General features: G+C 65.9%; 24 protein-coding genes. 9 read left to right on the forward strand and 15 right to left on the reverse strand.

The genetic code is table 11. The annotated features are described in order from the left end of the window. Positions 1-3: 3 nt before the first annotated feature. The gene (kdpA, locus tag AC0SZ7_RS21920) at positions 4-1698 is read right to left on the reverse strand and encodes a potassium-transporting ATPase subunit KdpA (protein ID WP_475506332.1); all 1695 of its coding nucleotides are present in this window, start codon (positions 1696-1698) and stop codon (positions 4-6) included. A gap of 8 nt (positions 1699-1706) precedes the next feature. After that, positions 1707-1796, reverse strand: coding sequence for a K(+)-transporting ATPase subunit F (kdpF, locus tag AC0SZ7_RS21925; protein ID WP_416423220.1), 90 nt, complete (start codon positions 1794-1796; stop codon positions 1707-1709). 345 nt (positions 1797-2141) lie between these two features. On the opposite strand from kdpF, the gene AC0SZ7_RS21930 reads away from it, so the two are divergent. From AC0SZ7_RS21930 to xopAW, 3 genes are all read left to right on the forward strand, one after another. Further along, positions 2142-2906, forward strand: coding sequence for a response regulator (locus AC0SZ7_RS21930; protein ID WP_008371971.1), 765 nt, complete (start codon positions 2142-2144; stop codon positions 2904-2906). Then, positions 2906-3985 carry a sensor histidine kinase gene (locus AC0SZ7_RS21935; protein ID WP_475506333.1) on the forward strand — a complete coding sequence of 360 codons (1080 nt, stop codon included), beginning with the start codon at positions 2906-2908 and terminating at the stop codon, positions 3983-3985. The genes AC0SZ7_RS21930 and AC0SZ7_RS21935 overlap by 1 nt, the downstream gene beginning before the upstream one ends. A gap of 260 nt (positions 3986-4245) precedes the next feature. After that, on the forward strand, positions 4246-5166 hold the full coding sequence (xopAW, locus tag AC0SZ7_RS21940) for a XopAW family type III secretion system calcium-binding effector (RefSeq protein ID WP_475506334.1): 921 nt from the start codon (positions 4246-4248) through the stop codon (positions 5164-5166). 35 nt (positions 5167-5201) lie between these two features. Here xopAW and AC0SZ7_RS21945 read toward each other — a convergent pair whose 3' ends face one another. The 6 genes from AC0SZ7_RS21945 to AC0SZ7_RS21970 form a co-directional block, all read right to left on the reverse strand. Next, a complete protein-coding gene (locus AC0SZ7_RS21945) occupies positions 5202-6257 on the reverse strand; it encodes an AI-2E family transporter (RefSeq protein ID WP_475506335.1) in 1056 nt (351 codons plus the stop codon). 15 nt (positions 6258-6272) lie between these two features. Beyond that, positions 6273-7064, reverse strand: coding sequence for a DUF4892 domain-containing protein (locus AC0SZ7_RS21950; protein ID WP_475506336.1), 792 nt, complete (start codon positions 7062-7064; stop codon positions 6273-6275). Positions 7065-7167: 103 nt separating this feature from the next. Next, positions 7168-8022 carry an alpha/beta hydrolase gene (locus AC0SZ7_RS21955; RefSeq protein WP_475506337.1) on the reverse strand — a complete coding sequence of 285 codons (855 nt, stop codon included), beginning with the start codon at positions 8020-8022 and terminating at the stop codon, positions 7168-7170. Beyond that, positions 8019-8822, reverse strand: a complete 804-nt coding sequence (locus AC0SZ7_RS21960) for an alpha/beta fold hydrolase (RefSeq protein ID WP_475506338.1) — start codon at positions 8820-8822, stop codon at positions 8019-8021. Before AC0SZ7_RS21960 ends, AC0SZ7_RS21955 begins: the two co-directional genes overlap by 4 nt. 150 nt (positions 8823-8972) lie before the next feature. After that, on the reverse strand, positions 8973-9410 hold the full coding sequence (locus tag AC0SZ7_RS21965) for a DoxX family protein (RefSeq protein ID WP_416423213.1): 438 nt from the start codon (positions 9408-9410) through the stop codon (positions 8973-8975). Positions 9411-9643: 233 nt separating this feature from the next. Then, entirely contained in the window at positions 9644-11074 is a 1431-nt protein-coding gene (locus AC0SZ7_RS21970) for an MltF family protein (protein WP_475506339.1), read from the reverse strand. A gap of 125 nt (positions 11075-11199) precedes the next feature. Here AC0SZ7_RS21970 and AC0SZ7_RS21975 point away from each other — a divergent pair, with 125 nt between their 5' ends. The 3 genes from AC0SZ7_RS21975 (at position 11200) to AC0SZ7_RS21985 (ending at position 13706) form a co-directional block, all read left to right on the forward strand. Continuing rightward, the gene (locus AC0SZ7_RS21975) at positions 11200-12006 is read left to right on the forward strand and encodes a TatD family hydrolase (protein WP_475506340.1); all 807 of its coding nucleotides are present in this window, start codon (positions 11200-11202) and stop codon (positions 12004-12006) included. Between the two features lie 84 nt (positions 12007-12090). Continuing rightward, complete coding sequence (locus AC0SZ7_RS21980; RefSeq protein ID WP_475506341.1) at positions 12091-13344, forward strand: methyl-accepting chemotaxis protein; 1254 nt, start codon at positions 12091-12093, stop codon at positions 13342-13344. 176 nt (positions 13345-13520) lie between these two features. Next, on the forward strand, positions 13521-13706 hold the full coding sequence (locus AC0SZ7_RS21985; protein ID WP_475506342.1) for a hypothetical protein: 186 nt from the start codon (positions 13521-13523) through the stop codon (positions 13704-13706). A 12-nt stretch (positions 13707-13718) separates the two neighbouring features. Here the strand turns inward: AC0SZ7_RS21985 and AC0SZ7_RS21990 are convergent, their stop codons facing one another. From AC0SZ7_RS21990 to AC0SZ7_RS22015, 6 genes are all read right to left on the reverse strand, one after another. Further along, positions 13719-14516, reverse strand: coding sequence for an acyl-CoA thioesterase (locus AC0SZ7_RS21990; protein ID WP_475506343.1), 798 nt, complete (start codon positions 14514-14516; stop codon positions 13719-13721). A gap of 84 nt (positions 14517-14600) precedes the next feature. After that, complete coding sequence (locus AC0SZ7_RS21995) at positions 14601-15365, reverse strand: CHAD domain-containing protein (RefSeq protein ID WP_475506344.1); 765 nt, start codon at positions 15363-15365, stop codon at positions 14601-14603. After that, the gene (locus AC0SZ7_RS22000; protein WP_475506345.1) at positions 15365-17356 is read right to left on the reverse strand and encodes a transglutaminase TgpA family protein; all 1992 of its coding nucleotides are present in this window, start codon (positions 17354-17356) and stop codon (positions 15365-15367) included. Before AC0SZ7_RS22000 ends, AC0SZ7_RS21995 begins: the two co-directional genes overlap by 1 nt. Continuing rightward, positions 17353-18309 carry a DUF58 domain-containing protein gene (locus tag AC0SZ7_RS22005; RefSeq protein WP_475506346.1) on the reverse strand — a complete coding sequence of 319 codons (957 nt, stop codon included), beginning with the start codon at positions 18307-18309 and terminating at the stop codon, positions 17353-17355. The genes AC0SZ7_RS22000 and AC0SZ7_RS22005 overlap by 4 nt, the downstream gene beginning before the upstream one ends. Then, entirely contained in the window at positions 18306-19223 is a 918-nt protein-coding gene (locus AC0SZ7_RS22010) for an AAA family ATPase (RefSeq protein ID WP_416427561.1), read from the reverse strand. Before AC0SZ7_RS22010 ends, AC0SZ7_RS22005 begins: the two co-directional genes overlap by 4 nt. A gap of 51 nt (positions 19224-19274) precedes the next feature. Continuing rightward, positions 19275-19553, reverse strand: coding sequence for a hypothetical protein (locus AC0SZ7_RS22015; protein ID WP_416423204.1), 279 nt, complete (start codon positions 19551-19553; stop codon positions 19275-19277). 217 nt (positions 19554-19770) lie between these two features. Here AC0SZ7_RS22015 and AC0SZ7_RS22020 point away from each other — a divergent pair, with 217 nt between their 5' ends. Then, positions 19771-19932, forward strand: coding sequence for a hypothetical protein (locus AC0SZ7_RS22020; RefSeq protein WP_475506347.1), 162 nt, complete (start codon positions 19771-19773; stop codon positions 19930-19932). Between the two features lie 457 nt (positions 19933-20389). Here AC0SZ7_RS22020 and AC0SZ7_RS22025 read toward each other — a convergent pair whose 3' ends face one another. Then, a complete protein-coding gene (locus AC0SZ7_RS22025; RefSeq protein WP_475506348.1) occupies positions 20390-20680 on the reverse strand; it encodes a DUF3077 domain-containing protein in 291 nt (96 codons plus the stop codon). A 478-nt stretch (positions 20681-21158) separates the two neighbouring features. Between AC0SZ7_RS22025 and AC0SZ7_RS22030 the strand changes: the two genes are divergently transcribed. Beyond that, positions 21159-22202, forward strand: coding sequence for a patatin-like phospholipase family protein (locus AC0SZ7_RS22030; RefSeq protein WP_475506349.1), 1044 nt, complete (start codon positions 21159-21161; stop codon positions 22200-22202). Positions 22203-22369: 167 nt separating this feature from the next. After that, positions 22370-23329 (forward strand): AAA family ATPase, encoded by a 960-nt coding sequence (locus AC0SZ7_RS22035; RefSeq protein WP_027977521.1) that lies wholly within the window; start codon positions 22370-22372, stop codon positions 23327-23329.

Below are 23329 nucleotides of genomic sequence, written 5' to 3' on the forward strand. Positions count from 1 at the left end.
TCCTTAGAAGCCCAGGCTCAGTTGTTCAGCGATCGGCCCCAGTGCCAGGGTGGGCAGGAAGGTCAGGCCGCCCACCAGCAGGATGGTCACCGTCAGCAGGGTGACGAACAGCGGGCCGTGGGTGGGGAAGCTGTTGTTGCCCAGCGGCGCGGTCTTTTTCAGCGCCAGGCTGCCGGCCAGGGCCATGATCGGCAGGATGTAGCCGAAGCGGCCGATCAGCATGCCCAGGCCCAGCATCAGGTTGTGAAACACGGTGTTGGCGCTGAAGCCGCCGAACGCCGAGCCGTTGTTGGCGCTGGCCGAGGTGTAGGCGTAAAGCAACTGGCTGAAACCGTGCGGGCCGGGGTTGCTGACCGCCGACGCCGGGCCCGCCAGGCTGGCAGCGATGGCACCCAGCACCAGCACGCCGATTGGCATTACCAGCAGCGTCACCACCAGCAGCTTGACTTCCGTGGCCTGGATTTTCTTGCCCAGGTATTCCGGCGTGCGGCCAATCATCAGGCCCGCCAGGAACACTGCCGTCAGCACGTTCAGCAGCATGCCGTAGAGGCCGGCACCGACGCCGCCGAAGATCACCTCGCCGACCATCATGTTCACCAGCGCCACCATGCCGGTGAGCGGGTTGAGGCTGTCATGCATGGCGTTGACCGAACCATTGGACGCCGCCGTGGTGGTCACCGCCCACAGCGCCGTGGCCGTGGTGCCAAAGCGCGCCTCCTTGCCTTCCAGCGGCGGCGCCTGTTCCACCTGGGCGCTTTGCAGCGTCGGGTTGGGCTGGTACTCGCCATACAGCGCCACGCCGCCACCAATCAGGAACAGCGCAAACATGCAGGCGATGATCGCCCGGCTCTGGCGCATGTCTTTCACGTAGTGGCCGAAGGTGAACACCAGCGCCACCGGTATCAGGATGATCGACACCACTTCCAGCAGGTTGCTCAGCGCCGTGGGGTTCTCGAACGGGTGGGCCGAGTTGACGCCGAAGAAACCGCCGCCGTTGGTGCCCAACTGCTTGATGGCTATCTGGCTGGCCGCCGGGCCCAGTGGGATGACCTGGTCTGCGCCCTGCACCGTCACCGAGTTGACGTAATGCATGAAGGTCTGCGGCACGCCCTGCCACACCAGCACCAACGCCAGCACCAGGCACAGCGGCAACAGGCCATAAAGGGTGGCACGGGTCAGGTCGGCCCAGAAGTTACCCAGGGTTTTCGCCGAGCGCCGGCCAATGCCGCGGCACAGCGCCACCAGCACGGCCAGGCCGGTGGCGGCGCTGACGAAATTCTGCACGGTAAGGCCGACCATCTGGCTAAAGTAGCTCAGCGACGCCTCGCCACTGTAGGATTGCCAGTTGGTGTTAGTGACGAAACTGACCGCGGTGTTGAAGGCCAGCGACCATTCCATGCCAGGCAGGTGTTGCGGGTTGGCGGGCAGGTACTGCTGGAACAGCAGCACACCCATCAACAGCACGAAGCCGGCCAGGTTGAAGGCCAGCAGGGCCAGGGTGTAGCGCTGCCAGCTTTGCTCCTGCGCAGGGTCCACCCCGGCAAGGCGATAGCAGCCGCGCTCCACCGGGCCCAGAACAGGCGTGAGCCAGGTCCGTCGGCCTTCCATGACGTTGTAGTAGAAGCGGCCCAGGAAGGGCGCCGGAACCAGCACCAGGGCCAGGAAGGCCACGAGCAGCGCGTAATCATAGCTGTGCATGGCCGCTCCTAGTGCCGGTCGGCGCGCAGCAGCGCCACCGTCAGATACACAAACAGCCCTGCTGCCAGCAGCAGTGCCACCCCATCCAGCACGTTCATGGCCTTTCTCCTCGTTGGAATAGCCAGCCCTGCTTAGGGCCGTTGGTCGGTATTGTCGGAAACAAGGCCGTAAAGGAACGAGACTGAAAGGCGAAGACAGGCATAAAGTTTTCGTAAAGAATGCCGATGTAGAGCCATTGCCAGAACGAAACGGGAAAAATGTAGCCAAATGTATCGAGCTTGATACATACCGGACATTCCAGCGACACGCCTGCGAGTGACCCTCGCTGGCCGCTCCCAATCCGAACATGACTACCAGCCCGCCGGGCGAACGCTTACCCCATGGGTAACTGACGCGGCCCCGTCGCCGCGGCTGGCAGCAATACCAGGCAGATGAACGCAAGCATGCAGAACACCCCGCTCCCCCTCAGCGATGCCAGCAAGAACCTCGTCGGCGACGATGACAAACGCTGGAACACCCGTGCCCTGATCGTGGATGACGACGTGCCGATTCGCGAACTGCTGATCGACTACCTGGCCCGCTTCGGCATCCTGGCCCTGGGCGTCAGCGACGGGGAAGGCATGCGCCAGGCGCTGCTGGAAGAAAATTTCGACGTGGTAGTGCTGGACCTGATGCTGCCCGGCGAAGACGGCCTGTCGCTGTGCCGCTGGCTGCGCGCCGAATCCGACATCCCGATCCTGATGCTGACCGCCCGCTGCGAGCCGACCGACCGCATCATCGGCCTGGAACTGGGCGCCGACGACTACATGGCCAAGCCGTTCGAACCGCGTGAGCTGGTTGCGCGCATCCAGACCATCCTGCGCCGCGTGCGTGACGACCGCACCGAACAGCGTGCCAACGTGCGCTTCGACAACTGGCGCCTGAACAGCGTGCTGCGCCAGCTGATCTCCTCCGATGGCCTGGTGGTGCCGCTGTCCAACGCCGAATTCCGCCTGCTGTGGGTATTCCTGGAACGCCCGCGCCGCGTGCTCAGCCGCGAACAACTGCTGGACGCCGCCCGCGGCCGCTCCATCGAAGCGTTCGACCGCAGCATCGACCTGCTGGTATCGCGCCTGCGCCAGAAGCTGGGCGACGATCCCAAGGCACCGCAGCTGATCAAGACCGTGCGCGGTGAAGGCTACCTCTTCGATGCGAGAGACATTGGTTGATGCGCAGCCCTGATACGCTGTTCGCCCGCCTGTTCGGCGTGTCACTGATTGCCATCATCTTCGCCCACCTGCTGGCCTTCCTCTGGTTCCAGCAGTACGGCTTCCCGCCCCCGCCGCACCGTGAACACCTGCGCGAGTTGCGCGCGGAACTGGGCCCCGACCCTTCACCCGAAGCCCTGGCCGATTTCGGCGCCAGGCAACTGCGTGAAGAGGAACACCGGCCACCGCCGCCGATGTTCGGCGGGCCCATCGTGCCGCTGCTGTTCCAGCTGATCACCCTGGTGGTGGCCGCCTGGTTTGGCGCCAAGGCGCTGTCGCGGCCCATCCGGCGCTTCAGCGAAGCCGCCGAACGCCTGAGCGAAAACCTCGACGCCCCGCCCCTGGAAGAAACCGGCCCGCTGGAAGCTCGCCAGGTGGCGCACACTTTCAACCGCATGCAGCAACGCATCCGCGAACAGGTGCAGCAACGCGCGCGCATGCTCGGCGCCGTGTCCCACGACCTGCGCACGCCGTTGTCACGGCTCAAGCTGCGCCTGGAGCAGATCGACAACGAAAAGCTCCAGGGGCAGATGCGCCAGGACCTCGACGACATGATCGGCATGCTCGACGCCACCCTGACCTACCTGCACGAGCAGCGCACCAGCGAGGCCCTGCAATGGTATGACCTGCAAGCGTTGGTCGAGTCGCTGGTAGAGAACGCCCAGGACCATGGCGCCGCCATCCAGGCCCAAGGCACCTGCGCACCGTTGCAGGTGCAGCCCATGGCCTTGCGTTCGTGCATCAGCAACCTGATGGACAACGCCCTGCGCTACGGTGGCGCCACCCTGGTCGACATCCAGGACACCCGCGATGCCGTGACCATCCGCGTCATCGACCACGGCCCCGGCATCAGCGCCGACAAGCGCGAAGCGGTGTTCGAGCCGTTCTTCCGCCTGGAAGGCTCGCGCAACCGCAACTCCGGCGGCGTCGGCCTGGGCATGACCATCGCCCGCGAGGCGTGCCAGCGCCTGGGCGGCCAGCTGAGCCTGGAAGAAACACCGGGTGGCGGCCTGACCGCCGTCATTCGCCTACCCCGCTGACTCCCCTCCCCGTCGCGGCCATTTTTTGTGGGAGCTGGCTTGCCAGCGAGCTTCAGGGCCCCAACAGCTCGCTGGCAAGCCAGCTCCCACAGTAGATGTGGGGGTTGGCGATTACGCCACAGGGCTAATCTACACTTTCGCTATAAACCCCCGCCCCCATGTCCCGCCCCTTACAAACCCCACACACTCTCGACATTCCCCCGATAGATTCTTTACACGCCGGCGGTTTGTAACCGGCATACAACAGGGGAGCACACCCAATGTCATCCATAAGTGGCGTAAGCAGCAGTAGTTATTCAAGCTACACCAGCACCAGCAGTACCAGCTCCAGCGCGCAACTGAAGAAGTTCCAGGAAGAGTTGTTCGCCAGCCTCGACACCGACGGCAACGGCGAGGTCAGCAGCGACGAGCTGAATTCGGCGATTTCCAGCAGTTCCAGCAGTGGCACCACCAACGACGGCGGTATCCTGGTCACGCTGAGCAAGAATTTCAGCAGCCTGGACAGCGACTCGGACGATGGCCTGACCCTGGACGAGATGGCGGCCCTGCAGCCACCACCCCCGCCCACCCAGGACAGCGCGCCGAACACTGACGCAGTCGACGACCTGATGAGCGCCATCGACAGCGACGGCAGCGGTTCCATCAGCAGCGACGAGCTGAGCTCGGCCCTGAGCAGCGCCGGCGACACCACCGATGACAGCAGCGAACTGTTCTCGGCACTGGACACCGACGGCGATGGCACCGTGAGCAAGGACGAGCTGGCCGCAGCCATGCAACCCCCGCCTCCGCCGCCACCGACCAGCGTTTCCAGCGATGACCTGTTCAGCGCACTGGACAGCGATGACGACGGCAGCATCAGCGAGACCGAACTGAGCAGCGCGTTGAGCGCCACCAGCTCGTCGTCCAGCAGTTCGTCCAGCAGTTCCACTTCGTCGACCAGCAGCCTGGCCAGCGAAGTGTTCAGCGACCTGGACACCAACAAGGACGGCACCGTCAGCGCCTCGGAACTGGCCGCCGCCCTGCAGTCCTCGGGCGACCAGAACAGCAGTGGCAGCAGCAGTTCGGACACCGCCAGCAGCGATACCGCTGCCGCGCTGAACAAAATGATCGCCGCCCTGACCAAGCAGTACGCTACCAACGCGCAACAAACCGTGGGCAGTCAGCTGACCACAGCCGCCTGACCTTTACGCCGCGGGCAGCCTTCGGGCTGCCCGTCTCAGGGTTTGTGCACGGCGCCGTGGCCGCTGCGGGTCCAGTCCAGCAGCAGGCTGTAGCCGATGGCGAGCAGCGTCGGGCCAATGAACAGGCCGATGAAGCCGAAGGCCAGCAGGCCGCCGAACACCCCCAGCAGCACGATCACCAGCGGCAAGTCGCCGCCACGGCTGATCAGGTAGGGCTTGAGTACGTTGTCCACGCCACTGATGATGAATGTGCCCCACACCCCCAGAAACACTGCCATGCCGTACTCGCCCTTCCACGCCAGCCACGCCGTCGCCGGTATCCATGCCAGCGGCGGCCCCATGGGGATCAGGCTGAGCAGGAAGGTGACGATGCCCAGCACCAGCGCCCCGGGAATACCGGCAATCAGGAAGCCGATCAGCGCCAGCACCGCTTGCGCCGCCGCCGTACCGATCACGCCGTTGACCACGCGCTGCACCGTGCCCGCCACCAGTTCCAGGTAATACTCGGCGCGTTCGCCCACCAGCCGCTCCAGCAGCCGCAGCACAAAGGCCGCCAGCCGCGGACCGTCGCGGTAGAAGAAGAACACGAACACCAGGCTCAGGGTCAGCTCCAGGATGCCGCCGCCGATCTGCGCGCTGCGCGCCAGCAGCCAGTTGCCCACCTGGCCCAGGTAGGGCTTGACGCTGGCCATCAGTGCCGCGCCCTGCTGGTCCAGGGTGTCCCACCAGGTGGCCAGGCGCGGCCCCACCAGCGGCAGGGCCTGCAGCCAGTCGGGCGCCGCCGGCAAGCCGTCCACCTGCACGTCGCGCACGAAGGCGATGGCGTCGCGGATATGGTCGGCCAGGTTGAAGCCCAGCCACACCAGCGGCAGTATCACCAGCAGAATCCAGCCCAGGGTGAGAATGCTGGCCGCCAGGGTCTCGCGGCCACCCAGCCAGCGCGTCAGCAGGCGCATCAGCGGCCAGCTGGCGTAGGCCAGGATGGCGCCCCAGAGCAGCGCCGAAATGAACGGTGCCATTACCCACAGGCAAGCGCCCAGCAGCACCAGCAGGATGATCTGTACCAGCAGGCGGTCGTTGTTGAGCGTCATGAAGGGCGCGCCTCCTCAGCGAATAAGGTCGATGTGCAGGCCGCTTTTCGCCGGGTCACCGAGTTCCAGGCGTGCCGCCCGCACACCCTGGGCCACCAGTGCCTGGCGCCAGGGTTCGGCAGCGGGCCCGGCCAGGGTCACGCGCAGGGTGCTGTCCTGGTTCAGGCTGCGCGCCAGCAGCGCCACCCAGGCCGGAGGGGGTGGCGTCACGCCCAGGTCAGGGTAGTCCAGGCGGCCGGTACCGCGCAGTTCACGCAGCAGTGTGGCCGGGGTGGGCAGCACCGTGCCCAGCGGGCTGGCGGCGACGAACTGCTCCACGTGCAGGTAGGCGCGGCGGCCACCACGGTTGATGGCGTACAGCGCCACCAGGGTGTCCTGGCCCGAGTCGGCATGGCGCAGCAGGATCACGCTTTGCTGCTCATCGGCGCCCACCAGCTTGGCGTTGGCGAAGATGTCGTTGGCCCACAGGCTGGACTCGCCGCAATCGCGCGCCTCGCACCAGAACAGCACTTGGCTGCCCTGGTCCTGCAGGCCCTGGCGCGCAGCGTTGAGCGCGTCGGTGGCCGAGGTGCCGCTGGCCAGTTCATAGGTCACCGAGCTGACCTGGCCACGGGCGCTGATCTGCGCGTCCATGCGCAACTGGTTGCTGATTTTGCGCACCGAGCCCAGCGGGTAAACGCGCTCGGCGTCGGTGGCGGGCTTCTGGTCCACCACCTGGGCGTCGGCGGGCGGCGCCACGCTGGCAAGCTGTGCGGCGTTGGCACCCAGGGCGGTGGCGAAGGTGAAGGCGAACAGGCATGCCCTCATCGCGGGGCTGCCGCAGTGGTATGGCGGTGGTTCATGGAGGTCTCCCTGTCGATGCTCGGCTTCCCATTAAGCCCGCCAAGCCTCGACACTTGCCCACCGCAAGTCAAGGCATGGCGAAGAAGCGATTGAAACAGCTTGCTACAAGAGCAGCACCGGCCTCGTCATTCAGGTGCAAATGATGGCCGCCCGGCAGCCGCTCGTGACTGAAGGGTAGCCGGGAAAGCAGCGCCGCGTGCTTGGCCAGCATGCCCTCCTCGGCCACCACCAGGTGCGCGGGGCAGGCGATGCGTTGCACGAACGACCAGCCCTGCTCTTCGCTCATGCGCAGCGGCGTGGGCAGCGTCAGGCGGCTGTCGCTGCGCCAGCTGTAACCGCCCGGCACCGGCATCAAGCCGCGCTGGGCCAGCAGCTCGGCAGCCTCGCGGCTCACCGCGACCATGCCTTTCATGCGCACCTCCACCCCGCGGTCGAAATCCGGGTAGACCGACTTGCGCTTGCCCGGCAGGGCCACCTGCTCCAGCAGCGCCTGGCCGAAGCGCTCGGCAGTGCCGGGCCCCGGCGAACCCGGCGGCAGCACCGCGTCGATCAGCGCCAGCCGCTCCACGCGCTCGGGCAGCGCCCCGGCCAGCACCACCGAGACAATCGCCCCCAGTGAATGGCCCAGCAGTGAAAAACGCTGCCAGCCCAGCTGTTCGGCGACCTGCAGTACGTCGTGGGCGTAGTCGTACAGCGAATAGCCGGCGCCTGCCGGGCGGTGCTGGGACAGCCCGTGCCCGGCCATGTCCAGGGCCAGTATGCGCAGGCCGTCGAGCTTGGGCGCCAGCCGCGCGAAGCTGTTGGCGTTGTCGAGCCAACCGTGCAGGGCGATCACCGGACGGCCGTCAGCCGGGCCAAATACGTGAGCCGCCAATTCGATGTGCGGCAGGCTCAGGCGAATTTCCTCCACGCCACTGCTCATGCGCACGCCGCCTGGCTTTGCTGCCAGCGAGCGACAATGCCCTTGAGCAGGTCGGCGGTCGCCAGCGGGTGTTCCAACGGGAACATGTGCCCGCCGGCCACCTGGTGGGTCTCCCCCTGGGCCAGCCCGCGCACCATGCGCGCGTGATGGCTGAGCACCACCCGGCTGTCGGCGCCATGCACCAGCGCCAGCGGCACGCGCAGGCGCCGGGTGCTGGCCGGGCGCACGTGGGGCACGCTGCGGTAGATGTCGATCTCGGTGGCAGGGTCGAACCGCAGGCGCAGGCCGTCGGCGTCCGCGCACAGGCCATGCTGCAGGTACGCCTCGAAACAGTCGGGGTCGAAATCGCGGAACAGTGACTTGCGGGAAAAATACGCCCGCGCCGCCTCGATGTCCGCAAACGTCTCGCGGCGCCCCAAGGTGCGCCCAGCGGGGGTCAGGCGGTCAATGAAGCCAAAGCGCTTGGCCGCGCGAATTACCCACTGGTCCGCCAGGGTCAAGGCCGGCGAATCGAGCATCACCACGCCCCGGTACAACTCGGGGTGCTGCAACGCGGCATACAGGTGCAGCAAGCCGCCGAACGAATGCCCCACGCCCCACACTGGCGCCGGCTGCTGGCGCAGGTGGTGCACCAGCTCGGCAATCAGCGCCGGCCAGTTGTCGGTGACCGGGAAGCGCGGGTCGTGGGCGTGCTGCGGCAGGTGCGCGACGCTGAAGTCGGGCGCCAGCTGGGCGAACAACTTGCCGTAGGTGCCGGAAGGGAAACCGTTGGCATGGGCGAAGAAGATGGTGTGCGGCATGGAGGGTGGCTCGTGGGCGAATCCTGGGGAGGATTGTCCGCAAGCTGGGCGGCGGGGGCAATGCGGGGAATGGTCAATAACGAGGGTATTCAGGCCATTGATTGACGGGTATGGCTTGTAGCCGCTGCCTTGCGGCAGCGGCTACGGGTATCAGGCGCGGCTGATCAGGCGGTCGAAGGACAGTTTGCCTGCGCCTTCCACCAGAGTGGCGATGGTGCCGGCCAGCAGGGCCAGGGCGAATTCGTAGCCGTTGTTGGCCATGAACAGACCGTTGTGGATGTGCACGCTGAGGATGGCCACTACCAAGGTCACGATCAGCACCAGCGAGGCTGGGCGCACCAGCAGGCCGAGGACCAGGGCCAGGCCGCCGAAGAATTCGCCGCTACCGGCCAGCAGGGCCATCCAGTAGCCAGGGTGGATACCGATGCTTTCCATCCACTGGCCGGTGCCTTCCAGGCCGTAGCCGCCGAACAGGCCGAAGAGTTTCTGTCCGCCGTGGGCGACGAAGATGATCCCGACCAGGATGCGCAGCACGGTGAAGCCCAGGCCGGCGTTGGTGGTGAAGAGGCGTTTGATCGAAGCGTTCATGGCGTATTCCCTTGCGAAAGTGGTGTAGGAGTTGATGGGGGCCATATTAATCGATCTATCGAATAAGAAAATCGCAAATAAACGACAATACAAATCTAATAAATAGATATATTCCGATCGACGTAGCCGCTGCCAGGCTGCGCTGGCCCTTACCCACGCTGGAGATCTTCAGTGAGGTAGAGGGCCAGCGCAGCCTGCGGCAGCGGCTACGGGTTTTGGGGTCAGGCGATAGGTCAGCGGTTGAAGGCGATGCGCCGGCCCTTCATGGCGCCGGGGTCGAGGGTGTCACGCTCGCGGTCGTAGGCCAGGTAGTACTTGTTCACGCTATTGACGTAGCTCACGGCCGGCATGCCGGCCTGCTCCATGGCCACGCGCTCCACCTGGAAGAACCACTGGTTGGGGTTCAGGCCGCGGCGGCGGGCTTCGGCGCGCATGGCCTGCACCCGCTCGGGGCCCATGTTGTAGGCGGCCAGCACGAACGCCATGCGTTCGCGCTCGTTGAGCTTGCTGCTGGCGAAGAACTTCTTGCGGATCATGGCCAGGTAGCGGGCGGCCGCCTGCACGTTGTTATCCACGTTCTGCACGTTGCCCACGCCCACCCGGCGGGCCGCCGACGGGGTGATCTGCAGCAGGCCGGTGGCGCCGCCACCGCCGCGCACCGCAGGGTCCAGCTGCGACTCCTTGTAGGCCAGGGCCGCCAGGTTCAGCCAGTCCATGTTCTGTTCGCGGGCATAGCGCTGCAACACCGGCCGCAGTTTTTCCAGGCGCTGGCGGTCGCTGGCCGCCAGCGGGTTGTGCACGCGGTACAGGCCTTTATAGGCATGGGTGAAGGCGGCGTCCTGGTCGGCGGGCGTGCGGTAACCTTGCAGGAACCGGTCGACAGTGGCGTGCAGCAGGGCGGCGTCGTTGCGCACGTACCAGGTCATCTGCTGCGGCGCGCCCAGGTGCACGCCTGCCTCCAGCATCAACTTGGGCATCACCTTGGCCCAGCGCTGGGCAATGGGCCGCTCGACGATGGTCATCGGCAGAATGCCGGCCTGCACCATTTCCAGCACATCTTCCACGGCCAGGCTGGGGTCCGCCCATTCCACCTTGACGGGCGCCAGCTTGCGCAGCGCAAGCTTCTGGTTGATGGCCTGCAAGGCGTCAGCGGCGGCGCTGCCGGCCGGCAGCGCCACGGTCTTGCCGGCCAGTTGCTCGACGCGGCTGTAGCGCCGCGCGCCCTTGGCGCTTACCAGCACCAGCGGCACGTCGCTGACCACCGGCGCGCTGGCGCTGACCAATGCGTTGTCGGGCATGTCGATCAGTTCACCCGGCGCCACCAGGTCGCCCTCGCCGCGTTGCAGCGCGCCGATCAGCTGCTCCTTGGGCCGTGGGATGATCTTCAGGTGGATAGCTTGCCCGGGGGCGGCATGGCCGTTGAGGTACTGCTCGAAGGCGCGCAGGCGGTGAAACTCGGCGCCTACGCACTGGCCCTGCACTTCGCCCGAGCTGTTGCGGCTCTGGTTGACCAGCACCCGCAGCACGCGGCTCTGGCGAATATCGGCCAGGTCGTGGACCTTGACCGGATGCACCACTTGCACCGGCCCGGCCAGGCGCGCCATCGCCGGCAAAGGCGCCAGCAACGCTAACAACAGCACGGTCAACAATGAGGGACGGGGCATCGGGTCTCCAGCCTGATATCTCAATCGACCTCAAGAGACCACGATAACGTCTTGAAGTTCTTGGCTTTAATGTTCTTGCGCACGCTCTGTTATGCTGTCGGGCCTGCGGCCTGAGGTAGCACACCATGCAACTCATCGACATCGGCGTCAACCTGACCAACCCAAGCTTCGACGAAAAGCACGCGGCAGTGCTTGAGCGCGCCTATGCCGCCGGCGTAGCCCAACTGGTGCTGACTGGCACCGAAATAGCCGGCAGCGAGCAGGCCCTGGCCCTGTGCGAACGCCTGGACGAAAGTGCTACGCGGCTGTTCAGCACCGCGGGCATCCACCCCCACCACGCCAGCGACTGGAATGCCGACACCGAGCGCCAGTTGCGTGACCTGCTGGCCCAACCACGGGTGCGGGCGGTGGGCGAATGCGGGCTGGATTTCAACCGCGACTTCTCGCCGCGCCCGCAGCAGGAAAAAGTGCTGGAGCAGCACCTGGCCCTGGCCGTGGAGCTGCAGCGCCCGGTGTTCCTGCACGAGCGCGACGCCAGCGTGCGCCTGCTGGACATCCTCAAGGACTTCCGCGACCGCCTGCCCGCCGCCGTGGTGCACTGCTTCACCGGCGAGCAGAAGGCGCTGTTCAGCTACCTGGACCTGGACCTGCACATTGGCATTACCGGCTGGATCTGCGACGAGCGCCGTGGCACGCACCTGCACCCGCTGGTGGGCAACATTCCCCGAGGCCGGCTGATGCTGGAAAGCGACGCACCGTACCTGCTGCCGCGCACCCTGCGGCCCAAGCCGAAAAACGGCCGCAACGAGCCGGCGTACTTGACCGAAGTGCTGAACGAGGTGGCCCGCCACCGCGGTGAAAGCGCTGCTGACCTGGCCGCCCACACTACCGCGTGCGCACGCGTGTTCTTCGGTTTGCCGACGCTGCCTTGATCCACATCAACATTTGCGTAAAGGTCTTCTGGAACAATGATGGCACCTTGCCTTTAATGCTCCGCGAATTCAGAGAAGACCTCCATGGGTACCTGGCTTAGCAACATCTCGCTCAAATACAAATTCTGGGCCGTGAACGCGGTCGCCTTCATCACTACCCTGTTGCTGGTGCTGTACGCCATCCACCTGGAGCAACAGGGCCGCGTGGCCGACCTGCAGGCGCTGTCGCCCGGCGCCGTGGGCCCGGGCTTCGCCCAGGTGTTCGAAGAGCGCTTCGCCCAGTATGCCGGCGCCGTGCTGGTGCTGATGCTGGCCATGCTCGGTGCTTCGCAGCTGTTGATCCGCTTCTTGTTGAGCCAACTCAACACCCTCAAGGACGTGATTCTGCACGTCGAGAAAACCGGCGACCTGTCGGCGCGCGTGCCCGTGGCCGGCGCCGACGAGGTGGGCCAGATGGCCGTGGCGTTCAACGCCATGCAGGCCGGCTACCAACGCGTGGTCGGCACCGTGGCGCGTACCGCCGCGCAGCTGGACGAAGGCGCCGCGCGCCTGGCCAGCAGCATGGGCCAGGTGCGCCATGGCATGCTCGGCCAGCAGAGCGAGACCGACCAGGCCGCCACCGCCATCAACGAGATGACCGCCACCGTGCACCACATCGCCCAGCACGCCGGCGCCACCCGCGACCTCTCGCAAAGCGCCGACACCCTGGCCGGCAGCGGCCAGCAGGTGGTGGACCGGGTGCAGGTGTCCATCGCCGGCCTGTCCAGCGGCGTGCAGCAGACGGCCGAAATGATCCAGCGCCTGGCCGAGGACAGCCAGAAGATCAATGGCGTGGTGGGCGTGATTCATAGCATCGCCGAGCAGACCAACCTGTTGGCCCTGAACGCCGCCATCGAAGCGGCGCGGGCCGGCGAGATGGGCCGCGGTTTCGCCGTGGTGGCCGATGAGGTACGCAACCTGGCCCGGCGCGTGCAAACCTCCACCGACGAAATCACCACCATGGTCACCGCCCTGCAGGCCGGCACCCGCGACGCCGTGGACTTCATGCAGGAAAGCTCTTTCAAGGCCGACGACTGCGTGCAACAGGCCCGCGAGGCCGGCCAGGCCCTGGCGCAGATCACCGGCGCGGTGGCGCAAATGCGCGAAAGCAACACGCAGATAGCCGTGGCGGCCGAGCAGCAGAGCCAGGTAGCCGAAGAGATGAACCGCGCCGTGGTGAGCATTCGCGACGTAACCGAGAACACCGTACAGCAGACTGTGGATTCGGCCAGCACCAGCAGCGACCTGGCCAGCCTGGCGACAGAGCTGAACCGGGCGATCGGCCAGTTGAAGCTGTAAACAGGCTGTTACGCCTGTGGGAGCTGGCTTGCCAGCGAGCTGTCGAGGGCCCAAAAGCTCGCTGGCAAGCCAGCTCCCACAAGCTATCACCCCCATAGCCAACCCTCATTCGCCCCTTGCCCTGCCCCGCACTACGCTTACCTCAAGCAGCAACGTAGCGCATCGAGGAGAGCATCATGAGCAAGTACCTGCCCCACTTTCACTGGCACAACAGCGTCGACCACACCGCCGAGTTGATCGGTTTGCCGCTGATCGCGCTCGGTGGCGTGCTGGTTGCCCTGGGTGTGGTGAACGGCAGCTTCCCTGCCGTGGCCGTAGGCGTTATCGGCGTGATTGCCGGGTGGGGCCTGCGCAAGGCGTGAGGCGCTTGCCGGTCAACCGAACACCGTCACGGTCTGCCGGCTCATGGCAAGCAACTCCCCTTGCGCGGTCCACAGCATCGCCGACGTATGCCCGTAGCCATCGCGGGCGTGCTCGATGGTCGCGCAATAACGGCACCAGTCCTGGGTGGTCAGTTGGGCCACCGGCTGAACGAACTCGATGGTCCAGCTCAGGGTGCTGCCCGGCGCCGGTTTACTCAGGTGCGGCAGCACGGCCGGCGGCCAGGCGTCTACCAGCGCCAGCAGGTGGGCGACACTGACGGGTTCAGCCACCGGCTCGTCGCGCAGGCGCACCCACCCGCCCATCTGCCGCCCCGGGCTGTTGGTGAACGGCAGCCCGCCGATGCCCCAACGCAGGTCCAGGTGGCGAATGTACTCGGGGGTAACGCCCTGGATATAGGGCAGCGCAGTAGTCTCCGCCAGCGGTTTAAGCGCCACGGCCGGCACCGCCGGCACGCTGATAGCCGATTCGCGCGGGGCGCCGAAGCTGGCCTGCATCAGGGTTACGGTGCCGCCCTCGGCCACGGCGCGGCCCAGCAGGGTGACCACGGATTTGCCCTCGCGCAGCACTTCCACTTCAAAGCTGATGGGCGCCTGCAACGGCGCGGGGGCGACGAAGGTGATGGCCAGCGAACGCACCGGTTGGCCAGGCGCGACCTTGGCCTGCAGGGCTTCGAACAGCAACGCCGCCATCAACCCGCCATAACCGGCGCGGCCCTGGGCCCACTCGCCGGGCAGGGTCACGGCCTGGGGGTGCTGGCGCACGGCGGCAAGCAGTTCGGCAAATTTCATGGGCACCTCGGCACGGAACGCAAAAGCTCGATGTTAACCAGCGGGCGCCGTGGCGGCAGGCGCTGTTTCGGCCATTTGTACGGCTTAATGGCCCATCGCAGCCAGCAGTTTGTCCAACGCCAGGTCGCTGCGCTGTTCGCCCTTGAGCAACCCCGCCTGCCACTCATGCAGGCACGGCAGCAGGTCGGGTTGCTGTTCCACCTGCAACAGCCACTGCCAGTTGTCATGCCAGTCACCCAGCGCGCCCTGGGCCTGCTTCAGGCGCTTGACCAGTTTTTCGTCGGCCTTGTCCAGCGCCGGGTAGGCCTCGGCGCCATACCGCGCGCGCTTGATCAGCAGGCGCAGGCGATGGCGGTCGTGGCCAGGGTCTTTGAGGGCATGTTCAAGCTGGCGCCACTGCTTGGCCAGGCGCTTTTCAATGCGCCCGCGCAGGTTGCCAACCAGCTTCTGGCGCTGGGCCGCGCGGGCAAACCGCGGGAAGCCGTCGAGGATACGAATCAGGCGCCCCAACTCGGCGCTGGCGGCCACGGCGGGAAACACCCCGCGCATCTGCGCCACGCGCACCTGGGCCAGGTCATGGTGGCCGCGCTTGTGCAGGTGCGCCGCCAGCACTTCGCGGTCGCGGTGCGGCGTGGTCAACTGGCCCACGGCCTTGGCCGCCTCTTCCAGTTGGTCTACCCCCGGCAGGCCACGCAATGGCCGGATCAGGCTGCGCAAGCGGCGCACGGTGGTGCGCAGGGCATGCAGCGCCTCTGTGTCGGTCTCGGCCTGCAGCCGCGCCTGGCACGCCAGCAGGCGTATTTCCAGGCCCAGCAGGTGGGCAATGACTTCATCGAGCATTTTCGACATTACAACGACTCCCGAACCGCTGCAGGGTGCAAGCCCTCAAGGCTGGCACGCACTGCTTTGAATTGTTGACGCAACACCGCAACGTCCAGCGGTTGGCCACCATAACGCTGGCCGATGAAGGTTTGACTGAAGGCTTCGATGGCCGCCGCCTGGGCGCCCAGTTGGCGCGCCGCACGCCTGGCGAACGCCTCGGCGCCCTCGCCGGTGGCGCGCACCAGACCATGGCGTGCCAGCAGTGCCTCGAACGCCTGGTAAACCCGCAACTGACTATCGGCCGCCCGTTGCCAGGGCTTTAGCAGCACGATAGCCAATAGCGCCAGCATCACCAGCAAACCTGCCGGCAACACCGAACTGGCCAGGTCCTTGAACCAGCGGTTGAGAAAGTCCAGCTGCTGCGCCGCCTGGTAGTCCAGCACCCAGCGCTGCCAGCCATAGTTGAGATTATCCCAGCCCATCAGCACGTCGTTGACCCAGGCAAACCGCCGCAGCCGCAGGGGCGAGAACGGCGCATCGCCCATGAATTCCTCATCGGCCGCCAGCGCCTCCGCAGGCCCCGACTCAATGCGCTGCGGCGACACCGCCGCCGTAGGGTCCACGCTGCGCCAACCCTGCCCTGTCTGCCAGTACTCGACCCAGGCATGGGCATCGTACTGGCGCAGGGTAAGGTAGTGGCCGGCGGGGTTCAGCTCACCGCCCTGGTACCCCACCACCATGCGTGCCGGAATGCCGGCGGCGCGCAGCACGAAGGTCATGGCGCCGGCGTAGTGGGCGCAGAAGCCACGACGGCTATCGAACAGGAAGCTGTCGATGCTGTCGCCGCCCAACGCCGGCGGCTTCAGGGTGTAATGATAGTCCTCGTCACGGAAACGCTGCAGCATGGCCTGCACCAGCGCGTCGGGCTGGGCGTAGCGGGCTTGCAGCTCATGGGCCCACTGGCGGCTGCGCGGGTCACCGCCGGTGGGTAGGCGCAGGTCCTGGCGGCGCATCGGCTCGCTCAATTGCGGGTCGCGGACGGCCTGCGGCGACGAGGCCACTTCATACAACAGCGGGCGGTCGAGGGGCTGCAGGCGTTGCAGGCGGAAGTCGGCCATCTGCCGCACGCCGGGCAGGTCGGTGCGCGCTGCGTCCAGCCCGTAAAGCCAGCCCCCGCCCAGCGGTTGCTGGATGATGCGGTAGCGCATCTGTGCGCCCGTGGGCTGCCAGGCCGCCACGGGCAGCCCGCGCGACAGCTCCGACTGGCTCCAGCGCGCGCCGTCGAAGCGCTCCAGGGTAAACGCCCGCCAGTACAGGGCCTGGCGCGCCGGCATGGGCCCGTCGAAACTGACCTGCATCACCAGCTGCGGCGAGCGGCCCAGCTCGGCGACATCGCCGGGGGTCATGCTCTCCGCCAGCCCGGTCTGGGCCTTGTTGCTGAGTATGGGCAACGACCACAGCGGCTCCAGGCGCGGAAAAAACACAAAGAACAGCAGCATCAATGGCACCGCCTGAACGACGATGGTCAGCGCCAGCCGCAGGGTGGCCAGCGGCCGCGCCACCAGGCGGGTCTGCTGCAGGCCGATCATGGCCGTGAGCAGCGCCGTCACCGGCAGCACGCTGTACAGCGCCCACGGCAGGCTGGCGTCGTACAAATAGGCCACCACCACGCAGAAGAACCCCAGGTAAATCAGCACCCGGGCGTCGCGCGAGGTGCGCATCTCCACCACTTTCAGCAGGAAGGTTGCCACCAGCAGGGTAGCCGCCGCGTCCAGGCCGATCAGCACACCCCGGGACAGGAACACCCCGGCGGCAGTGGCCACCACGATGCCGACCTTCAGCAGCAAGCCCGGGAACGCTGCGCGCATGCGGAAAATCTGCACGCGCCACAGGGTGCAGCCCAGCCACAGGCCAATCATCCACGGCGGCACATGGGGCAGGAACGGCACAATCACCAGGCACTGCGCCAGCAACAGCCACACCAGGCTGATGCGCGGAATGGCCGGTGCCTGGCTCATGCCGCCCGCCCGTACAGCGCCAGCGCCCGCAGGCAGGCCTCGCGGTGGCCGTCACTGCACTCCACCGGCAGGTACAGCCCCGGCAGGCGCAGGGCAAACGGCCGTTGCTCGCGGGACAGGGCCAGCACCCAGTGGCACAGCCGTGACAGGCGTTGCTCGACGTCGCCGCCCAGGGCCATGAAATCCAGGCACAGGTCGCGGCCGCGCAGGTCGGCGAACTCTTTCACCAGCAGTTGCGCACCACGCGAATAGGCCTTCCAGTGCAGCCGCCGCCAGGAGTCACCGGGCTGGTAGGCCTTGAGCCCTTGGTAGTCATCCACGCCCTGCCCGGCCACGCGCTGGCCTTCACCCTCGATGTCCTGCAGGTCGCTGGCCATCACCGGCAATTCGCCTTCCAGCGGGCGTGGGTACACCAGCACCTGTTGGCCCAGGTTGCAGTAGCTCCAGGCGCGCAGCACGCCCAGGGGGAAGGTGCTTTGCAGGCGGATGCGCGGTGCTGGCAGCCAGCCGCGCGCCACCGTCGGCAGGTTCAGTTCCAGTTCCAGCGCGGTGCGCGCGGCAATGTCGACGCTTTGCGCTTCGCTGGCCGACCAGCCCACGGCAATGGCCTGGTGTTCGCGGTTGACGCTTTCCAGGCGCAGCACGAAGCGCGCGTGCTCCCCGGCAAACACCGCCGGCGTGCCGGCGCCACTGATGCGCAGGCCGCTGAGGTTGCGAAAGGTGTGCAGTATCGCCACCACGAACACCGAGCCCAGCAGGAACACCAGCGCATAGGCCATGCTGTTCTGGTAGTTGATGGCCGCCAACAGAATCAGCAGCAGCACCACGCCGAACGCGGCGCCGCTGCGGTCGGGCATGATGTAGATCTGCCGCTGCCCCAACTGCACCTGCGCTGCCACCGGCGAGCGGCGTGCCTGCCAATGCTGCAGGCCCTGGCGCAGGCGGCCGATCACAGCGCCGCCACCTCTTTGAGCAGCCACTGCACCAACGCGCCACCCCCTTGCCCGGTGGGGTCGGCGCGCTCGCGCAGGCGGTGGCTGACCACCGACGGCAGCACCGCCTGCACATCTTCAGGTATCACGTAGTCGCGCCCCAGCAGCAACGCCCAGGCGCGCGCCGCGGCCAGCAGCGCCAGGCTCGCCCGCGGCGACAGGCCCCAGGCAAACTGCGGCTGCGTACGGGTGGCTTCCACCAGGCGCAGCACATAGTCCACCAGCGCGTCGCTGACCCGCACCTCGCGGGCCTGCTGTTGCAGCACGGCCAACTCCTCATGGTCGAGCACCGCCGCCATGCGCGGCAGCAACTCGCGGCGCGACTCGCCAAGCAGCAGGGCCTTTTCCGCCGCCTTGGCCGGGTAACCCAGGGACAGGCGCATCAGGAAACGATCCAGCTGCGACTCGGGCAAGGCAAAGGTGCCGCCCTGGCTGGTGGGGTTCTGGGTAGCGATGACGAAGAAGGGTTGCGGCAGCGGCCGGGTGGCGCCCTCGATGGTCACCTGGCCTTCCTCCATGGCCTCAAGCAACGCGCTCTGGCTCTTGGGCGTGGCGCGGTTGATCTCGTCGGCCAGCACCAGCTCGGCGAAAATCGGCCCGGGGTGGAAGACGAACTGGCCGCTGTCCTTGTCAAATACCGAGGTGCCGAGGATGTCGCTGGGCAGCAGGTCGGAGGTGAATTGAATGCGCTGAAAACGCAGGCCCATCACCTTGGCCAAGGTGTGGCTGAGGGTGGTCTTGCCCATGCCGGGCAAGTCCTCGATCAGCAAGTGCCCCCCGGCAATCAGGCACGTCAGGGCCAGGCGCACCTGGTGCTGCTTGCCCAACAGCACCTCGTTCACGGCTTCCAGGCAGGCGGATAACTGGCTGTGCATCATGCAACTCCTCCGTATCGAACCGGCCGAAACCTGCGGCTAACGCACCGGTCAACGCCCCGCGCGCGACTCGCGAATGTAGAAGCGCGCCTTCTCGGCCTTCTCGGTGCAGCCGTCAAAGGCTTCGAACTGCTGCTGGGTCTTGGCGCCGGTCAACAGCGACAACGCCTTGGAATAACTGACGGTGCCGGCAAAACCTTCGGCCTTGGCCAGGTCCAGCTCATGCCAGGCGGCATCCAGCTGCGTGGCACAGGTGTCGCGGTAGGCGGTCTTGCCGGCACAACCTGTCAGAGCCAACGCAAACAACGGCACGCAGATCCAGGCTTTCATGGGGTGACACCTCGAAAAAATACGATATTGGATGCTGGCTCAGACGCTGGGCCAGGGAAAAAGTGCCGTGAAAGTAGCGTAGCAGGGCCTTGGAAGCCAGCGTGGTGTTGAGGGTGGGGGGAGGCAGGGGGAATATTTCCGCATTTGGGAAATTTCCTGCGTGGGTGGGGGGATAAGCCTGACATTTCGATCGAGCGTAGTCAGGCATCATCGCGCCATGAAAAAGAGCACAGCAAAATCGAAGGTGGAAATGATTGCTCGCTTCCAGACCGAGGCTCGCAAGCTGGCAGGTGAGATGTCTGAAAATCAAAAGCACTTCCTGAAAGTCATTGCCACGAGCAATAGGGCTCTTGAGCCGCTCGGACGCCTTGCCGGTTGAGCGATGCCCCCACGCAGCCTTGATGCCGAACACAAGGCTGGCAACGCCTATCCATCAGGCCATGGCACGTTGCTACAAATGTAGATGCTGCCGCCAGGCTGCGTCGCGCCGCGCGGGCGGCGCTCGATCTGAAGAGCCATGGAAAAACCAAGGCGTGCATCTTTGAGCCATGACGCGGTTTCACGGCAGGCGCACCGGGCGTTCTTCGAAGGTTCCTAAAGGCGACCGCGTCACGGCCTCCACGTGCCAGCCAATGCTGCCTTGCCGCTCTTGAGATCGAGCGCCGCCCGCGCGGCGCTTCGCGGGCAGAGCCCGCTCCCACATTCGTTGCAACGCGCCATGGCCTGAAAGGTTCGCACCGTAGCCGCTGCCGAAGGCTGCGCTGGCCCTATGCCCCGCTGAAGATCTCCAGCGCACATGAAGGCCAGCGCAGCCTGCCGGCAGCGGCTACGCCAGCTTAGTGCTCGGCGCCGGAGCGGTGTGCGAGCAGGCCTTGAATGGATGCATCCACCAGCGCTGCGCTCCACTCCCCCAGGCGCACAGCCGCCCAACGCAGGCGACGGTCATCGTGGAATTCGCCCAAGGCCAACTCTTCATTGATGGCCGTGGCGCATTGCATGGCCAAGGCCGCTTGCTCCAGCGCTTCGAGCAAGGGGATACCCGCCTGGATGGCGAACAGATAGTGGCCGTCCTGTTCGGATTTGCCGAAGGGGACGTGTTCGGTGCATGGGGTGTCGTGGTTGTTCATTTAAATCTCCATGTAGAAATGGAGCTGTACGCAGGGTGACGGACCGGCTCCTGAAGAATACCCGGCGCACGTAAACGTGCCTCGCGCACAGCAACCATTGTGGTTTGCCCAGGCGAACGGATTCGCTGGCAAGCAACAGGTGTTACTGCTTTTCTTCAGAAGGATAAACAGGCCGTCAAACCCGGCCGCAATGCGTTGCGGCGCAGAGAAGATTAGAGACGGCAATCACGCCATACAACCCCTACATTTCATGGTTCGGCTACCCATGCAGGCCAGAACGCCCCGCATTCATTGGTCTGAAACCTTTTCACCAGAATAACCCGGTCCATTTCCCGGATATTCCCTTCTGCGGAAAGCGAATTGCCCTACATGGCGCCCAACAAAAAACCAAAACTCCCCCGCCCCACCCTTGTCCCGCCCCCACCCAATGGCGCATTGTGAAGCCACCAAGCAACGCCACGCTCCGGGGGGCTCCAGCATGAAGAAGCGCGTCGCACTGGTACTGGGCTCGGGCGGCGCCCGGGGGTATGCGCACATTGGCGTGATCGAGGAAATCGAGCGCCGGGGCTACGAAATCGGCTGTGTGGCCGGCTGTTCCATGGGCGCAGTGGTGGGCGGCATCTACGCCGCCGGCAAGCTGGACGAATACCGCAACTGGATCGAGAGCCTGGACTACCTCGACGTGTTGCGCCTGGTGGACGTGAGCTTCCGCCTGGGGGCCATTCGCGGCGAGAAGGTGTTCGGGCAGATTCGCAAGATTGTCGGCGAACTGAACATCGAGGATCTGCGCATTCCCTACACGGCGGTGGCCACCGACCTCACCAACCAGCAGGAAATCTGGTTCCAGGAAGGCTGCCTGCACCAGGCCATGCGCGCCTCGGCGGCGATCCCCAGCCTGTTCACGCCGGTCATCCAGGGCAACCGCATGCTGGTGGACGGCGGCATCCTCAACCCGCTGCCCATCGTGCCGGTGGTGTCCAGCCACTGCGACCTGATCATTGCGGTGAACTTGAACTCCACCAACCAGAGGCAATACCAGCTGCCGGTGATCGAACGGCCGGCGGCGTTCAAGCAGCGTTTCAACGCGCTGCTCAGCTCCCTGGGCTCGCACCTGCCGTTCCGGCGCAAGCAGGCCGAGGCCTTGCTGCAACTGGAGCAGGAAACCCTGAAGCCCGCCGCCGCGATTCTGCCCAACCCGTGGCTCGCCGACGCGGCGTCGCCCAACGCCCAGCAGCCGGCCGCCGCGCCCGAAAAGGATGGCGCGCCCAGCTCTGCCACGGGGTCGATCATCGTCGATAACGTGGGCCCGGCGTCGCTGCTGGACCTGATCAACCAGAGTTTCGAAGTGATGCAAACCTCGCTGGCACAGTACAAGATTGCCGGCTACCCGCCGGACATCCTCATCAACGTGCCCAAGCGGGTGTGCCGGTTCTTCGAATTCTACAAGGCGCCGGAGCTGATCGAGCTGGGCCGGCTGATTGCCAGCGATACCCTGGACAATTACGAACGCGAGCGGCACTAGCCCGGCCCTGCGCGCGCTGACCTGTAGCAGCGGCCGCAGGCCGCGTCCGGGCCCACAAAGATTTTACCGCCAGCGTTAGTCCTGCAAGGCCCGGATAGATTAAAGTAATGCCCCCGGCCCGGGCGTTATCTTGACGCACCGGTCACCTTCTCCAGGAACCTTCATCGATGGAACATCGTGAAGCGCTGATCGCGCTGCGAACCTTTCTCTCCACCCAGATCCTCGGCCAGGAAAAACTGATCGACCGCCTGCTGATCGTGCTGCTGGCTGACGGCCACATGCTGGTCGAAGGCGCGCCTGGGCTGGCCAAGACCAAGGCCATCAAGGAACTGGCGGAAGGCATCGAGGCGCAGTTCCACCGCATCCAGTTCACCCCCGACCTGTTGCCCGCCGACATCACCGGCACAGAGATCTACCGCCCGGAAACCGGCAGCTTCGTGTTCCAGCAGGGGCCGATCTTCCACAACCTGGTGCTGGCCGACGAAATCAATCGTGCCCCGGCCAAGGTGCAGTCGGCGCTGCTGGAGGCCATGGCCGAGCGCCAGGTCAGCGTGGGGCGCAGCACCTACGAGCTGTCGCCGCTGTTCCTGGTGATGGCCACGCAGAACCCCATCGAGCAGGAAGGCACCTACCCGCTGCCCGAAGCCCAGCTCGACCGTTTCCTGATGCACGTGAAAATCGGCTTTCCTGACGCCGCCGTCGAACGCCGCATTCTCCAGCAGGCACGCGGCGAGGCCCTGAACGGCGAGACCAAGCCAGAACGGCGGGTCAGCCAGCAGGCCATTTTTGCCGCGCGCAAGGAAATCCTCGGGTTGTACATGGCCGACGCCGTGGAGGAATACCTGGTGCAACTGGTGATGGCCACCCGCACCCCGAGCAAATTCGACCCGGAAATGGCCGAATGGATCGCCTACGGTGCCAGCCCGCGTGGCTCCATTGCCCTGGACCGCTGCGCGCGCGCCCACGCCTGGTTGGCAGGGCGTGACTTTGTCAGCCCCGAGGATATCCAGGCGGTGCTGTTCGACGTGCTGCGCCACCGCATCATCCTGTCGTTCGAGGCGGAAGCCGCCGGCATCGACCAGGACCGGGTGATACAGCGCATCCTCGACGTCGTCGCCGTCGCTTGA

It is taken from the genome of Pseudomonas sp. JC1203 (assembly GCF_056175065.1).

Excerpts from the sequence above, each read along its gene's own strand:
- kdpA (WP_475506332.1), bottom strand. The coding sequence starts at position 1,698 with ATGCACAGCTATGATTACGCGCTGCTCGTGGCCTTCCTGGCCCTGGTG.
- kdpF (WP_416423220.1), bottom strand. The coding sequence starts at position 1,796 with ATGAACGTGCTGGATGGGGTGGCACTGCTGCTGGCAGCAGGGCTGTTT.
- AC0SZ7_RS21930 (WP_008371971.1), top strand. The coding sequence starts at position 2,142 with ATGCAGAACACCCCGCTCCCCCTCAGCGATGCCAGCAAGAACCTCGTC.
- AC0SZ7_RS21935 (WP_475506333.1), top strand. The coding sequence starts at position 2,906 with ATGCGCAGCCCTGATACGCTGTTCGCCCGCCTGTTCGGCGTGTCACTG.
- xopAW (WP_475506334.1), top strand. The coding sequence starts at position 4,246 with ATGTCATCCATAAGTGGCGTAAGCAGCAGTAGTTATTCAAGCTACACC.
- AC0SZ7_RS21945 (WP_475506335.1), bottom strand. The coding sequence starts at position 6,257 with ATGACGCTCAACAACGACCGCCTGCTGGTACAGATCATCCTGCTGGTG.
- AC0SZ7_RS21950 (WP_475506336.1), bottom strand. The coding sequence starts at position 7,064 with ATGAGGGCATGCCTGTTCGCCTTCACCTTCGCCACCGCCCTGGGTGCC.
- AC0SZ7_RS21955 (WP_475506337.1), bottom strand. The coding sequence starts at position 8,022 with ATGAGCAGTGGCGTGGAGGAAATTCGCCTGAGCCTGCCGCACATCGAA.
- AC0SZ7_RS21960 (WP_475506338.1), bottom strand. The coding sequence starts at position 8,822 with ATGCCGCACACCATCTTCTTCGCCCATGCCAACGGTTTCCCTTCCGGC.
- AC0SZ7_RS21965 (WP_416423213.1), bottom strand. The coding sequence starts at position 9,410 with ATGAACGCTTCGATCAAACGCCTCTTCACCACCAACGCCGGCCTGGGC.
- AC0SZ7_RS21970 (WP_475506339.1), bottom strand. The coding sequence starts at position 11,074 with ATGCCCCGTCCCTCATTGTTGACCGTGCTGTTGTTAGCGTTGCTGGCG.
- AC0SZ7_RS21975 (WP_475506340.1), top strand. The coding sequence starts at position 11,200 with ATGCAACTCATCGACATCGGCGTCAACCTGACCAACCCAAGCTTCGAC.
- AC0SZ7_RS21980 (WP_475506341.1), top strand. The coding sequence starts at position 12,091 with ATGGGTACCTGGCTTAGCAACATCTCGCTCAAATACAAATTCTGGGCC.
- AC0SZ7_RS21985 (WP_475506342.1), top strand. The coding sequence starts at position 13,521 with ATGAGCAAGTACCTGCCCCACTTTCACTGGCACAACAGCGTCGACCAC.
- AC0SZ7_RS21990 (WP_475506343.1), bottom strand. The coding sequence starts at position 14,516 with ATGAAATTTGCCGAACTGCTTGCCGCCGTGCGCCAGCACCCCCAGGCC.
- AC0SZ7_RS21995 (WP_475506344.1), bottom strand. The coding sequence starts at position 15,365 with ATGTCGAAAATGCTCGATGAAGTCATTGCCCACCTGCTGGGCCTGGAA.
- AC0SZ7_RS22000 (WP_475506345.1), bottom strand. The coding sequence starts at position 17,356 with ATGAGCCAGGCACCGGCCATTCCGCGCATCAGCCTGGTGTGGCTGTTG.
- AC0SZ7_RS22010 (WP_416427561.1), bottom strand. The coding sequence starts at position 19,223 with ATGCACAGCCAGTTATCCGCCTGCCTGGAAGCCGTGAACGAGGTGCTG.
- AC0SZ7_RS22015 (WP_416423204.1), bottom strand. The coding sequence starts at position 19,553 with ATGAAAGCCTGGATCTGCGTGCCGTTGTTTGCGTTGGCTCTGACAGGT.
- AC0SZ7_RS22020 (WP_475506347.1), top strand. The coding sequence starts at position 19,771 with ATGAAAAAGAGCACAGCAAAATCGAAGGTGGAAATGATTGCTCGCTTC.
- AC0SZ7_RS22025 (WP_475506348.1), bottom strand. The coding sequence starts at position 20,680 with ATGAACAACCACGACACCCCATGCACCGAACACGTCCCCTTCGGCAAA.
- AC0SZ7_RS22030 (WP_475506349.1), top strand. The coding sequence starts at position 21,159 with ATGAAGAAGCGCGTCGCACTGGTACTGGGCTCGGGCGGCGCCCGGGGG.
- AC0SZ7_RS22035 (WP_027977521.1), top strand. The coding sequence starts at position 22,370 with ATGGAACATCGTGAAGCGCTGATCGCGCTGCGAACCTTTCTCTCCACC.